Genomic DNA, 13,797 nt, shown 5'->3' on the forward strand with positions numbered 1-13,797 from the left:
TTTCCTTTTAATTAACCAAGGTTCAGCGCGTCGTTAACCAGGTCTTGCTGCTGTTGTTGATGTACGGACATGTAGCCCACGGCTGGTGAAGCAGAAGCCGGACGACCTGCGTAACGCAGTGACGCACCGAATGGAACCACTTCGCGGAAATGATGCTGACTGCAATACCATGCGCCCTGGTTCAGTGGCTCTTCCTGACACCAGACGAAATCCTGCACATGGGCATAATTTTTCAATACGTCCTGCACCACTTTGTGCGGGAACGGATAGAGCTGTTCGATACGCACGATGGCGACATCGTTCTTCTCATTCTTGCGACGCTGTTCCAGCAGATCGTAATAAACCTTACCGGAACACATCACCACGCGTTTCACTTGCTTCGGATCCAGATCGTCGATTTCGCCAATCGCCGGTTGGAAGCTGCCATTGGCCAGTTCTTCCAGGCTGGAGACCGCCAGTGGATGGCGCAGCAGCGATTTCGGTGACATCACGATCAGCGGACGGCGCATACCGCGCAGCGCTTGACGGCGCAGCATGTGGTAAACCTGAGCTGGCGTTGACGGCACGCACACCTGCATGTTCTGTTCAGCACAGAGTTGCAGATAGCGTTCCAGACGCGCTGAGGAGTGCTCTGGACCCTGGCCTTCATAGCCGTGCGGCAGCAGCATCACCAGGCCGCACATACGGCCCCACTTCTGCTCGCCGGAGCTGATGAACTGGTCAATAACCACCTGAGCACCGTTGGCGAAGTCGCCGAACTGCGCTTCCCAAATGGTCAGCACGCGCGGTTCTGCAGTGGCATAGCCGTATTCAAAGGCCAGCACCGCTTCTTCTGACAGCACGGAATCCCACACTTTGAACTGACCTTGGCCGTTATGGACATGGTGCAGTGGCGTGTAAGTTGAGCCGTTAGTCTGGTTGTGGATCACCGCATGGCGGTGGAAGAAGGTGCCGCGGCCGGAGTCTTCACCCGACAGACGGACAGGAATGCCTTCATCAACCAAGGTCGCATATGCCAGGTTTTCAGCACCGCCCCAGTCGAATAGTTTGTTGCCTTCCGCCATCTCTTTACGGTCGTTGTAAATCTTCGCCACGCGCGACTGCACTTCAACCGCTTCCGGTACGCTGCTGATGCGGCGCGCCAGCTCTTGCAGGCGTTTGAACTCAACAGTGGCAGGATAGTTTTCATCCCACTCGTGGTTCAGGTACGGCGACCAGGTGAAGGAGTGCAGGCTCATCGGACGCCATTCTGGCACCACGCATTCGCCTTCATCCAGCGCATCGCGGTACAGATTAACCAGCTCGGTGGCATCTTCCTGCGTGGCAACGCCTTCGCTTTCCAGTTGGTCTGCATACAGCTTACGCGGCGTTGGGTGTTTTTTGATTTTCTGGTACATCAACGGCTGGGTTGCACTTGGCTCATCCGCTTCGTTGTGACCGTGGCGGCGATAGCACACCAAATCGATAAATACATCACGCTTAAAGGTGTTGCGATAATCCAGTGCGAGGCGAGTGACGAAAGCGACCGCTTCCGGATCGTCCGCATTCACGTGGAAGATCGGCGCCAGTACCATTTTGCCGATGTCGGTGCAGTAAGGCGTTGAACGCGCATCTTTCGGGTTGGAAGTAGTGAAACCCACCTGATTGTTAATCACGATGCGAACGGTACCACCCACTTCGTAACCGCGCGCCGCAGACATGTTCAGGGTTTCCTGCACCACGCCTTGGCCGATCACCGCCGCATCACCGTGAATGGTGATCGGCAGAACTTTGTTGCTGCTTGGCTCAGCCAGGCGATCCAGACGTGCACGCACCGAACCCATAACCACTGGGCTAACGATTTCGAGGTGTGACGGGTTGAACGCCAGCGCCAGGTGCACTAAACCACCTTCGGTCTCAACGTCAGACGAGAAGCCCATGTGGTACTTCACGTCGCCGGTGCCGAGGTGCTCTTTATGTTTGCCTGAGAACTCGTCAAACAGATCCTGTGGCTTTTTACCCAGTACGTTGATCAGGACGTTGAGACGACCACGGTGTGCCATCCCCAAGACCACTTCACGCGTACCGCTTTTGCCCGCGTGACGAATCATTTCGCGCAGCATTGGCACCAGCGCATCGCCGCCTTCCAGCGAGAAGCGTTTTGCACCCGGGAATTTCGCGCCGAGGTATTTTTCCAGACCTTCAGCCGCGGTCAGCTCTTTCAGGAAACCTTTTTTCTCGTCACTGCTGAATGACGCATGGCCCACCACCGATTCCAGACGCTGTTGAATCCAGCGCTTCTCATCGGTGTTGTTGATGTGCATGTACTCTGCACCAATCGAGCCACAATACGTCTGCTGCAGCGCCGCGAACAGATCAGCCAGCTTCATGGTCTCTTTGCCAATGGCGAAAGAGCCTACGTTAAAGCTTTCCTGAAAATCGGCGTCGGTGAGATCGTGATAAGCCGGTTCAAGATCCGCGACAGGGTCTTGTTTCCACAAGCCTAACGGATCGAGGTTAGCGTGCTGATGGCCGCGGAAGCGGAACGCATTGATCAGCTGCAGCACTTTAACCTGTTTGGAATTAGTAGCCGGATCGGTGACTGAGGATGTGTAACGGGTCGCATCTTTTGCCAGGCGGCGGAAGTAATCACGCGTGGTGGAGTGAAACTGCTCAGGTTTCACGCCGGTGCCGGGCAGCTGTTGGAACAGCTCACGCCACATTTCATCAACAGAGTCAGGATCGGTCAGGAAATCCTCATAGAGTTGCTCTATGTAGGATTGGTTCGCGCCGGCCAGCCAGGAGGAGTCCAGCCAGGGTTTCATCGCGCTGTTCTGCATTGTGATCCCTTAAGCATTAATCTGCTTTTTATGAGGTTTCATTTGTTGCCGCTTTCGCGGCTTGCCGTAGTGAGTTCAGCGATACGAACCTATGCGCAACCAGCGCCTGGCCCGTAAGGGAACCTTTATAAGCGTGGTCAGTACCGCGCTTATAGAGGCTTCCGTAAACTGCCGGGAACCTGGGTTCCCGGACAGTGACTTCAGTATGTTATGCGCCGCGTTGCAGCAACATGGACTTAATATGACCGATGGCGCGCGTCGGGTTTAGTCCTTTCGGGCACACGCTCACACAGTTCATGATGCTGTGACAGCGGAATACACTGAAAGCATCATTAAGATTGTCCAGTCGCGCATCGGTTTCGGTATCGCGGCTGTCGATCAGGAAACGGTAAGCGGCTAACAAACCTGCCGGACCGATGAACTTGTCCGGGTTCCACCAGAACGAAGGGCACGAGGTTGAGCAGCAAGCGCACAGAATACACTCGTACAATCCATCCAGATGCTCACGTTCTTCAGGCATCTGCAGATGCTCACGCGCTGGCGGATTTTCCCCATTATTCAACAGGAAAGGCTTAATCTTCTCATACTGCGTATAGAATTGTCCCATATCAACCACCAGGTCGCGGATCACCGGCAAACCAGGCAGTGGACGGATAACAATTTTCTTCGTGCCATTACCCAGAGCGGAAACTGGCGTGATGCAGGCTAAGCCATTTTTACCGTTCATGTTGAGGCCGTCAGAACCGCACACGCCTTCACGGCATGAGCGACGGAAGGCCAACGTTGGGTCCTTCTCTTTCAGACGAATCAACGCGTCCAGCAACATCATGTCGCGACCGTCTTCTGACTCCAGCGTGTATTCCTGCATACGCGGTTTGTCATCGACTTCCGGGTTGTAACGATAGATAGAAAATTCGAGTCTCATGATGATCTCCGCAATTAGTAGGTACGCGCTTTCGGCGGGAAGGCCGCACGCAGTTTCGGTTGCATGTTCACCTCACGGCGCGTCATGCTTTCCGTTTGCGGAACATAGAGGCTGTGACACAGCCAGTTTGCATCATCACGTTCCGGGTAGTCGAAGCGGCTGTGCGCGCCACGGCTTTCGGTACGGAAGTTGGCGGCGACCGCAGTGGCGTACGCGGTTTCCATCAGGTTATCCAGCTCAAGGCACTCGATACGCTGGGTGTTGAAATCTGGCGAACGGTCATCAAGACGCGCTGACTTCAGGCGTTCACGAATCACTTTCAGCTCTTCCAGACCTTCACGCATCGCATCACCTTCGCGGAATACCGAGAAGTTGTTTTGCATGCAGCGCTGCAACGCTTTACGGATTTCAACCGGATCTTCACCCGTGGTGTTGTTTTCCCAACGGTTAAAGCGCGCCATGGCTTCATCGATATTTTCCTGCGTGGCCTCACGCAGTTCACCCTGCTCTTGCAGACATTCCAGCAGATGCACACCGGCAGCACGACCGAATACCACCAGGTCAAGCAACGAGTTACCGCCCAGGCGGTTGGCACCGTGAACCGATACGCAAGCAATTTCGCCTACCGCGAACAAGCCCGGGATCACTTCATCTTCACCCTGCTCATTCACGCGCAGCGCCTGGCCAGTCACTTTGGTCGGTACGCCGCCCATCATGTAGTGGCAGGTTGGGATGACTGGAATCGGTTCTTTAATCGGGTCGACGTGGGCAAAGGTGCGCGACAGTTCAAGGATACCCGGCAGACGGGATTCCAAAACTTCTGCACCCAGATGGTCGAGTTTCAACTTGATGTGCGGGCCCCATGGACCATCGCAGCCACGGCCTTCACGGATTTCCACCATCATGGAACGTGCTACCACGTCGCGGCCTGCCAGATCTTTGGCATTTGGCGCATAACGTTCCATGAAACGTTCGCCGTGTTTGTTCAGCAGATATCCGCCTTCACCACGGCAACCTTCGGTCACTAGCACGCCCGCGCCGGCGATGCCGGTTGGGTGGAACTGCCACATTTCCATATCCTGCACCGGCACACCGGCACGCAGTGCCATGCCAACGCCGTCGCCGGTGTTGATGTGTGCGTTAGTGGTGGACTGGTAAATACGGCCTGCACCACCGGTCGCCAGAATGGTCGCTTTGGCTTTGAAGTAGACGGTTTCACCGGTTTCCATGCAGATGGCGGTACAACCGACAATCGCACCGTCTTCGTTTTTCACCAGGTCTAGCGCATACCATTCTGAGAAGATGGTGGTTTTGTTTTTCAGGTTCTGCTGATAAAGGGTATGCAGCAAGGCGTGGCCGGTACGGTCAGCGGCCGCAGCGGTACGCGCCGCCTGCTCACCACCGAAGTTCTTAGACTGACCACCAAACGGACGCTGATACACGCGGCCGTCATCAAGACGGGAGAAAGGCAGCCCCATGTGCTCCAGTTCCAGAATCGCTTCTGGGCCGACGTGACACATATATTCGATCGCGTCCTGGTCACCGATGTAGTCGGAGCCTTTAACGGTATCGTACATGTGCCATTCCCAGTTATCTTCGTGGGTGTTACCCAGCGCAACGGTAATACCGCCCTGCGCCGACACCGTATGAGAACGGGTTGGGAAGACTTTAGATAACAGAGCACAGGTCTGGCCTGATTGGGAGATTTGCAGAGCCGCGCGCATTCCCGCGCCACCCGCGCCGATCACCACGGCATCAAATTCTCTGACTGGCAAACTCATTTACACACCCCACACAACAACGATTCCATAAATGGCATACGACAACAGCGCGACCACAATCACAAACTGCAGCAGCAAGCGAGTTGCTACCGGTTTGACGTAGTCGGTCAGGACCTGCCACATACCAATCCAGCCGTGGATCAGAATCGAGAACAGCGTCAGCATCGTGAACACTTTAGTGAAGGCAGAGGCGAAGAAGCCATGCCAGGCGTCATAGGTCAAGGTGCCAGTCATCACCACAAAACCAAGCAGGTAGATGATGTAGAGCGTCATTAAGATTGCAGCAGCACGCAGTAACAGCCAGTCATGAATACCGTTGCGTCCTAATGCAGAAGCATTGCTTACCATACGAGGACTCCAGCCAAAATTGAGAGCACGACAGTGATACCAAAAGCCGCTTGCGCGGAACGGGTTCCCACCTGCAGGGTTTCTTCCATAAAGCCAAAATCAGCCAACATATGACGAATGCCGCCCACGACGTGATACGCCAGCGCAGTCAGGATGCCCCACATGATGAATTTGGCGAAGAAGCTATCCATGATGGATGCCGCTTGCTGGAAGCCTTCAGGAGAAGAGAGAGAGAGACCCAGTAACCAGAGCAGAATTCCGAGGGCGACAAAGGTAATCACGCCGGAGACGCGGTGGAGAATGGACGATATTGCAGTAACGGGAAACCGGATCGTCGAGAGATCCAAGTTAACAGGTCTTTGTTTTTTCACGGTTTTGCCCACACAGCTCTTTTTTATTTTGCTTCCTCCGGACCTGAGTCGCATCAGAGCACAGCGCGTGTTCAGACTGCAACCGCCACCAAAATAGCAACATCCAGTGTTATGTGACGCGGGTAAAACGCTGGGTGGCTCCTGGTGTCAGGGTGTTCCGGAGACCTGGCGGGAGTATAGGAGGATCACATTCTGATTACAATTCCCCTACAATCTCTTTGGTCACATTTAAGCTGAACAGTGATCCTCCTCACGATTTTCACAATTCATACATTTTTAATTATCTGATTTGACAATAGATCAACATTTCAGTTACAAACAAACGCATTAAAGCCCTATGATGCACAAAAGTTATGGGGATACACTTTCCCCTAAGCTCAAGTTATGTAACATTGCCTTTACGAGCAACACAAAGCATCAGGTTATTGGTTACCAAGAAGTTATGTCGTGACAGGATCTTTAACATCCGCGCTGTTCAGCATGTCATGCCCGAACGCCACCGACTGGCCCTAATACATCTCCCTGTAACCCTGCACGACAAACGTTACCGCAGAGTGATACTGTGAAGATTGTGGTTTTATACAACATGAAGGCTATTCTGGTGTCTAAGATCCTTACCTACTAAGGCGCTATGGAGACGAAAAATGACAGATAAAAAAGTGACGCTAACCCTACAAAATAATGCTTCCGTTGAACTGGATGTGATGCAAGGTACGCTGGGACAAGATGTTGTTGATGTCCGCACACTTGGCAATCACGGCCTGTTCACTTTCGATCCCGGTTTCACCTCTACTGCGTCATGCGAATCTAAAATCACTTTTATTGACGGTGATGAAGGCATTCTGTTACATCGCGGCTTCCCGATTTCTGAACTGGCAACCCACTCCAACTACCTCGAAGTGTGTTACATCCTGCTGAATGGCGAAGCCCCGACCCAAGCCCAGTTTGAAGAATTCCGCACCACCGTTACCCGTCACACCATGATCCACGAGCAAATCACCCGCCTTTTCCACGGCTTCCGCCGCGATTCGCATCCAATGGCAGTGATGTGTGGGGTAACGGGCGCGCTGGCCGCGTTTTATCACGATTCATTGGACGTCAACATTGAGCGCCATCGCGAGATTGCCGCTTTCCGCTTGCTGTCGAAAATGCCGACCATGGCGGCGATGTGCTACAAATATTCGATTGGTCAGCCGTTTGTTTATCCTCGCAATGACCTGTCGTATGCCGGTAACTTCCTGCACATGATGTTCGCCACGCCGTGCGAAGAGTACAAAGTGAACCCAGTGCTTGAGCGCGCCATGGACCGTATTCTGATCCTGCACGCCGACCATGAGCAGAACGCTTCTACTTCAACCGTGCGTACCGCCGGCTCTTCTGGCGCGAACCCATTTGCCTGTATTGCTGCCGGTATCGCTTCGCTGTGGGGACCGGCACACGGTGGCGCCAACGAAGCCACCCTGCGTATGCTGGAAGAGATCAGCACCGTTGAACACATTCCAGAATTTGTTAAACGTGCAAAAGACAAGAACGATTCGTTCCGTCTGATGGGCTTTGGCCATCGCGTTTACAAAAACTATGATCCACGTGCCACCGTGATGCGCGATACCTGCCATGAAGTGCTGAACGAACTGGGTATGAAGGATGATCTGCTGGAAGTGGCGATGGAGCTGGAACACATCGCACTGAACGACCCGTACTTTATCGAGCGTAAACTCTATCCGAACGTCGATTTCTACTCTGGCATTATTCTGAAAGCGATGGGTATTCCTTCTTCCATGTTTACCGTGATCTTCGCGATGGCGCGTACCGTGGGCTGGATTGCACACTGGAAAGAGATGCACGACGAAGGCATGAAAATTGCGCGTCCACGTCAGCTGTACACCGGTTACACCGAGCGTCCCTTTACCTCGGCGCTGAAGAAATAACATTGAGGGCGGGTTATCCCGCCCTTCTCATTTCTGGCATCCCGGACACCAGTAAAACGGTCGCGATGACAGCACGCCTTTCTCGATCACTTCACCGCAACGCCGACACTTCTTACCCTGTCGATGAAATACCTCGAAACGAAACGCCGCCTCTTCGTGATACTTTTTCATGCTGCCGCGCATCTGATACGACAAACGTGGCACCGCCAGCATGGCTTCACTTAGCGCATTAAGCTGATCTTCAGTCAAATCCTGTGCCCGGTGCGATGCCAGTAATCCGGCATGCCATAATATCTCCACCCGCAGATAGTTACCCAATCCCGCCAGAAAAGCCTGATCCAGCAGGAGTCCGCTAAACTGCCGACGACGAAAACGTGGCGATAACAGCCGCTCACGCACCTCTTCCACCGTTAATGTGGCATCCAGTACATCGGGGCCAACGCGCTGTAAAAAAGGATGGGCGCCCAAGGTATCCGCATTGAGCAGTTCGATATCCGAAGCGCTGTACAGCAGGATGGTTTGATCGGCATTGGCTAAACGCACGCGCAGCTGCCGCGAAGTGTTAGGTTCAGTACCGGTCGGTACCACCCGCCACACCCCATACAGTTGGTTATGGCTGTAAAGAATTAAGCCATTGGAGAAGTGCGTCAGCAGTGCTTTGCCGCGCGTTTCAAAGGCATTAATGGTTTCACCCATCAGTGCAGGTTCGTAGGTTTTCAGTTCAGGAAAGGCAAACCACACGTCGGTGAGTGGCTTGCCTTCCATCGCCGCTGCCAGTTGATCCGCCGCGCGGCGGATCTCCGGTCCTTCAGGCATAACGTCTCCTGTTAGTGCGTCGCTCCACCGACCACGCGAATGTCATTCTCGGTACTCAAAATCACCTGCAGAGAGGTTTCCAGCGCCAGAATCACGCTCGCCGTCGCCATACTCGCTACGCCAGGGTGATTCACCGCCTGCTCCGGCATATAGGGAATATGGATGAACCCACCGCGCGCTGCGCTGTTGGTGGTTTTCAGCCAGTGCAGCAAGCTGTACATCACGTTGTTACAGGTGAAGGTTCCCGCAGTTTGGGATACCGACGCGGGCACGCCGACCTCACGCAGTGCTGCAACCATCGCCTTAATGGGCAAGGTGGAGAAGTACGCGGCGGGGCCATCTGCCACAATCGGTTGATCGATGGGCTGCTGATTATCATTGTCGGGAATACGAGCATCATCCACGTTGATCGCCACGCGTTCGACGGTGATATCGCTGCGTCCCCCCGCCTGCCCCACGCACAGCACGCGATCGGGCTGGATCTCATCCAACGCTTGCGCAAGCACCTTACCGCAGGTGGCAAACACCACAGGCAGCTGGCGCACCACAATGCGTGCACCGCCGATTTCTTTGCCATCAAAGCTGCGCACCGCTTCCCATGAAGGGTTAATCGTTTCGCCGCCGAACGGCTCAAAGGCCGTCATCAATACCGTTTTCATTGCAACCTCATAGGAACATCAGGAAGTAAAGCAGGAACACGTTTACCACCAACAGTAGCACACCGGTTGGCACCTGAGCCTTAATCACCGCATTGCGATCCGGCAGCTCCAATAAGCGGGCAGGCACGATATTGAAGTTAGCGGCCATCGGCGTCATTAAGGTGCCGCAATAGCCAGAGAACATACCAATTGCCGCCATCACCGCCGGATTACCCCCGTGTTGCAGCACCAGAATCGGGATACCGATACCCGCAGTCACAATCGGGAAGGCGGCAAACGCATTCCCCATCACCATGGTTAACAGCGCCATGCCAATCGCATACACCGCAACGGCAATTAGTCGATTGTCCACTGCAAGATATTGCTCTGTGAGATGGGAAATCGCAGTGCCGACACCCGCGCTGGTGAACAGCAGGCCAAGCGTGGCAAGGATTTGCGGCAGGATAAAGGCCCAGCCCACCGCATCAAGCAAGCGGCGTGTTTCCTGAATTGATTGCAGCGGTTTTTCATGGGTGATTTGCAGCGCGATGATCCAGCCCAGCACGCAGCCCACCATCATCGAGAACAGTGTCACTAAGGTGGAGTGGTTACCCGGACCAAACACCGCATCCTGCAAGCCGGGAATATTGTTGAACGCCAGCACGCCAATCACCGTGACCACTGGAATCGCCAGTGCGGGAAGGAACAATTTATTGCGCAGACGCTTAGCGCTCTCCTGTTTCTGCTCGTCGCTGCGTTGGTGATAGCGTCCCAAACGCACGCCACCGAAACCGGCAATCAGCGCCATCAACACCACGGCCACGCCGACACCAATATGCAACCAACGCTTACCTAGCGCCGCATCGCCTGCCCACTGCCCCATCAGTTGATAAGCGCCATCACCCAGCAGGAAAATCAGACCATACAACGCCCAGAACAGACCAGTGGTGAAGCGGCGTGGGTTAGCGCTGTCACGCCAGGAAAGAACCGCAACGATCAGCAGGATGACGCCTGCCAGCCACATTAAATATTGTTGCTGGAACATTACTTCCCTCCTTTGGCATTCAGCGCTTGTTGATTCAGTGCGCCTAATTCTCGCGACAGCTGACGATCAAGACGCACTAAGCGTGCCGAGTGGATCAGGAAAGCACAGAGCGCGGTAGGAATACCCCATAAGGCGATATGCAGCGGTTCGGTGCTGATACCTGCCGACTCTTGCATAAAGTTATGCATGAAAATAATCGCGCCGAACGCAACAAAGATATCTTCACCAAAGAACAAGCCAACGTTATCAGTGGCAGCAGACATGGCACGCAGGCGATAGCGGACCTCTTCCGGCACCTCGCCATAACGATTTTCTGTTGCCCCTTCGGCCATAGGCGCGAGCAGTGGTCGCACCATCTGCGGGTGACCACCCAAGCTGGTCAAACCGAGTGCAGCCGTAATTTCGCGCACGAACAGATAGACGATTAATAAACGACCCGCCGTTGCAGTTTTGATCTGAGCAATCCAGGTTTGCGCCCGCTCTTTCAAACCGTGACGCTCGAGCAAGCCAATAACCGCCAATGGCAGCAGCAGAATCAGCGGCAAGTTGCGCGTATTCAAGAAACCTGATCCTAACTTTTCTAAAATGTCCGCCAACGGCAGGTGTGCCGCCAGCCCGGTGACAAAGCCTGCAACAATCACTACCAGCACTGGGTTAAAGCGCAATACAAATCCCAATACGATGGTGGCAATGCCGAGTAACGGCCAGAGATTGACCACTTGATCCATTTGTTTCCCCTCATCAGAAATAAAAAGCCCGGCGGGTTGCCGGGCGGCTGACTTATCGTTATGCGCTGGTGACAGCAATATGATGTGTTGTAAAAGCGGCACGCAGCGTACGGGCAAATTGCAGCGCGTGCGCACCATCACCATGCAGACAGACGGTTTCCGCGTTGACCTTCACCCATTCGCCGCTGATGCTCTGTACCTGGCGTTGCTGCACCATGTTGAGCGTTTGCGCCAACGCTTGTTCGGTTTCTTCAATCATCGCGCCCGGTTGGCTGCGCGGCACCAGTGCACCCGTTGCCAGATAGCCACGATCGGCGAACACCTCTTCACGCGTGCGCAGGCCATGATGCACAGCGGCAGCGATGGAAGCACTTCCTGCCAGCCCGACCAGAATCAATCCCGGATCGACTGCTTTCACTGCGCGGGCAATCGCATCCGCCAACGTCGCATCTGCCGCTGCCTGGTTGTAAAGCATGCCGTGTGGCTTCACATGCACCAAGCGCTCACCCTCGCTTTCAGCAATGACCTTCAAAGCACCGATCTGATAAATCATCTGGGCGTATACCGTTTCAGGCGGTAGTTGCATCGCGGTACGTCCGAAGTTCTCCCGATCGGGGAAGCTAGGATGCGCGCCAATCGCCACACCACTGGCTTTGGCCCAGCGCACCGATTGCAACATGGTTTCCGCATCACCCGCGTGAAAACCGCAGGCGATATTGGCCGAACTCACCAGCGTCAGCAGTTCCTGATCGCTGGCGCTGCCTTCGCCGAGATCGGCGTTAAGATCAATTTTCATGTTCCAGTCCCCAGGCGATTTGATCGAGCGAGCGCTGCTGCTGTTTTCTGGCATCGAGTGCTTCTTCCAGCGTGCAGTGGATAAAGTGGATCGGCTCACCAAGACGAATTTGCGCCAACTGGTATAAATCAGCTTCGATTACGCAGGCAATTCGCGGATAACCCCCGGTGGTTTGCGCATCCGCCATCAACACAATGGGTTGGCCATTAGGAGGCACCTGCACCACGCCGGGCACCAGTCCATGCGATAACAAATCGCGGGTGGCTTTACGGTGTAATTGGCGCCCCTGCAGGCGGTAGCCCATACGGTTACTTTGCGGGCTGAGCTTCCACGGACTGCGCCAGAAACCTTCCTGCGCTTCACGGGTAAATTCACTGTATTCCGGGCCAGGAAGCGCACGAATTCGATTGCCCCACAGTAACTGACGGACACCGGCTTTGCCTTTAAAGGTCCGCGTGGCTTTACCCAAGGGTAACTTATCGCCATCCTGCAGTTTACGTCCCTGCCAACCCCCGAAGGCCGCTTTGAGATCGGTACTGTGCGAGCCCAGCATGTCATCAATAGCAAAGCCACCGTTCACGGCCAGGTAGCTACGCATCCCGCGCGTTGGCATGCCTAATGACAGCACCTGCCCTTTTTTCACCGGCAGACGCCAGCCTGTCCACACCGGTTTGCCGTCAAGTTCGGCATTACATCCTGCACCGGTCAGCGCAAACCAACCATCACGTTTGAACTCGGCTTTAAACTGGCCCAGCACGATTTCGAGTACCGCGCTCTCATCAGGATTTCCCACCAGCATGTTGGCGGTGCGCATCGAAGGCTGATCAAGCGCGCCACTGACACTGATGCCATACTGCCGCCAGCCGGTGCGCCCGGTGTCCTGAATCGACGTCATTAATCCAGCACGAAGAATATTTAACATACGCCCTCCTTTTGCGGCACAAAGCGCACGCTATCGCCGGGACGCAGTAAAGTTGGCGGTTGCTGTAGTGGGTCGAACAAGCTGAGTGGTGTATGACCAATTAACTGCCAACCGCCCGGCGCGGCCAGTGGATAAATGCCGGTTTGACTGCCACCAATACCCACGGAGCCGCCGGGTACAATTACCCTTGGTTCCGCACGGCGCGGTGTATGCAGCCGTTCGTCCAGTCCGCCCAAGTAGGGGAAACCAGGCTGGAAGCCAATAAAATACACCACGTAGTCAATGCTACCGTGCAGCTCTACCACCTGTTTTGGCGTCATCGTCGCTCTGTCGGCCACCACCTGCAGATCGGGACCGCCTGCACCGCCGTACACCACCGGAATTTCAATCCGGCGTGATTCTGGCACCTGCTCTTCACTCTCTTCCCACCAACGCTGTAATCGCTCAATGGCATCAAGTGCATTCAATTGTGGATCGCGTAGCAACAGCGTCAGGTTATTCATTCCCGGAATCACTTCCTGAATCTGCTCATGATGCTGCAGGCGCTGGCACAATCCCCAGATGCGCTGCTGGCTGGAGAGGGAAACTGGCGGTTCCAGTTCCATTACCACCGCTCGCTCACCTAGCAGATAACAACGTGCTCGTTGCAAAATCCACCTCCTGGTCATTGTCAAAGCACA

Annotated in this window: 13 protein-coding genes; 1 reads left to right on the forward strand and 12 read right to left on the reverse strand. The window is 54.6% G+C overall.

The window, feature by feature from the left end; translation table 11 throughout:
- Window positions 1-11 precede the first annotated feature (11 nt).
- The 5 genes from sucA to sdhC all read right to left on the reverse strand — a co-directional run bounded on the left by sucA (window position 12) and on the right by sdhC (window position 6,256).
- Window positions 12-2,819, reverse strand: coding sequence for a 2-oxoglutarate dehydrogenase E1 component (gene sucA / locus HA51_RS24010; protein WP_084937722.1), 2,808 nt, complete (start codon window positions 2,817-2,819; stop codon window positions 12-14).
- A 208-nt stretch (window positions 2,820-3,027) separates the two neighbouring features.
- On the reverse strand, window positions 3,028-3,744 hold the full coding sequence (locus HA51_RS24015) for a succinate dehydrogenase iron-sulfur subunit (RefSeq protein WP_084937725.1): 717 nt from the start codon (window positions 3,742-3,744) through the stop codon (window positions 3,028-3,030).
- Between the two features lie 14 nt (window positions 3,745-3,758).
- On the reverse strand, window positions 3,759-5,525 hold the full coding sequence (gene sdhA, locus HA51_RS24020; RefSeq protein WP_084937728.1) for a succinate dehydrogenase flavoprotein subunit: 1,767 nt from the start codon (window positions 5,523-5,525) through the stop codon (window positions 3,759-3,761).
- The gene (gene sdhD / locus HA51_RS24025) at window positions 5,526-5,873 is read right to left on the reverse strand and encodes a succinate dehydrogenase membrane anchor subunit (RefSeq protein WP_084937734.1); all 348 of its coding nucleotides are present in this window, start codon (window positions 5,871-5,873) and stop codon (window positions 5,526-5,528) included.
- Window positions 5,867-6,256 carry a succinate dehydrogenase cytochrome b556 subunit gene (sdhC, locus tag HA51_RS24030; protein WP_034829146.1) on the reverse strand — a complete coding sequence of 130 codons (390 nt, stop codon included), beginning with the start codon at window positions 6,254-6,256 and terminating at the stop codon, window positions 5,867-5,869. Before sdhC ends, sdhD begins: the two co-directional genes overlap by 7 nt.
- A gap of 632 nt (window positions 6,257-6,888) precedes the next feature.
- Here sdhC and HA51_RS24035 point away from each other — a divergent pair.
- Window positions 6,889-8,172 (forward strand): citrate synthase, encoded by a 1,284-nt coding sequence (locus tag HA51_RS24035; RefSeq protein ID WP_084937737.1) that lies wholly within the window; start codon window positions 6,889-6,891, stop codon window positions 8,170-8,172.
- Between the two features lie 27 nt (window positions 8,173-8,199).
- On the opposite strand, the gene nei is transcribed toward HA51_RS24035, so the two are convergent.
- From nei to pxpB, 7 genes are read right to left on the reverse strand one after another with little or no spacing between them, the layout of a single operon-like run.
- Window positions 8,200-8,988 carry an endonuclease VIII gene (gene nei, locus HA51_RS24040; protein ID WP_084937740.1) on the reverse strand — a complete coding sequence of 263 codons (789 nt, stop codon included), beginning with the start codon at window positions 8,986-8,988 and terminating at the stop codon, window positions 8,200-8,202.
- 11 nt (window positions 8,989-8,999) lie between these two features.
- Window positions 9,000-9,647, reverse strand: a complete 648-nt coding sequence (pcp, locus tag HA51_RS24045; RefSeq protein ID WP_084937745.1) for a pyroglutamyl-peptidase I — start codon at window positions 9,645-9,647, stop codon at window positions 9,000-9,002.
- A gap of 7 nt (window positions 9,648-9,654) precedes the next feature.
- Complete coding sequence (locus HA51_RS24050) at window positions 9,655-10,671, reverse strand: DUF979 domain-containing protein (protein WP_084937748.1); 1,017 nt, start codon at window positions 10,669-10,671, stop codon at window positions 9,655-9,657.
- Window positions 10,671-11,399 carry a DUF969 domain-containing protein gene (locus HA51_RS24055; protein ID WP_084937751.1) on the reverse strand — a complete coding sequence of 243 codons (729 nt, stop codon included), beginning with the start codon at window positions 11,397-11,399 and terminating at the stop codon, window positions 10,671-10,673. Before HA51_RS24055 ends, HA51_RS24050 begins: the two co-directional genes overlap by 1 nt.
- A 58-nt stretch (window positions 11,400-11,457) precedes the next feature.
- Window positions 11,458-12,195 carry a 5-oxoprolinase subunit PxpA gene (pxpA, locus tag HA51_RS24060; RefSeq protein WP_084937753.1) on the reverse strand — a complete coding sequence of 246 codons (738 nt, stop codon included), beginning with the start codon at window positions 12,193-12,195 and terminating at the stop codon, window positions 11,458-11,460.
- Window positions 12,185-13,117, reverse strand: coding sequence for a 5-oxoprolinase subunit PxpC (gene pxpC / locus HA51_RS24065; protein ID WP_084937756.1), 933 nt, complete (start codon window positions 13,115-13,117; stop codon window positions 12,185-12,187). The genes pxpA and pxpC overlap by 11 nt, the downstream gene beginning before the upstream one ends.
- Window positions 13,111-13,767, reverse strand: coding sequence for a 5-oxoprolinase subunit PxpB (gene pxpB, locus HA51_RS24070; RefSeq protein ID WP_084937759.1), 657 nt, complete (start codon window positions 13,765-13,767; stop codon window positions 13,111-13,113). Before pxpB ends, pxpC begins: the two co-directional genes overlap by 7 nt.
- Window positions 13,768-13,797: the final 30 nt, after the last annotated feature.

It is taken from the genome of Pantoea rwandensis (assembly GCF_002095475.1).
Taxonomy (GTDB): domain Bacteria; phylum Pseudomonadota; class Gammaproteobacteria; order Enterobacterales; family Enterobacteriaceae; genus Pantoea; species Pantoea rwandensis.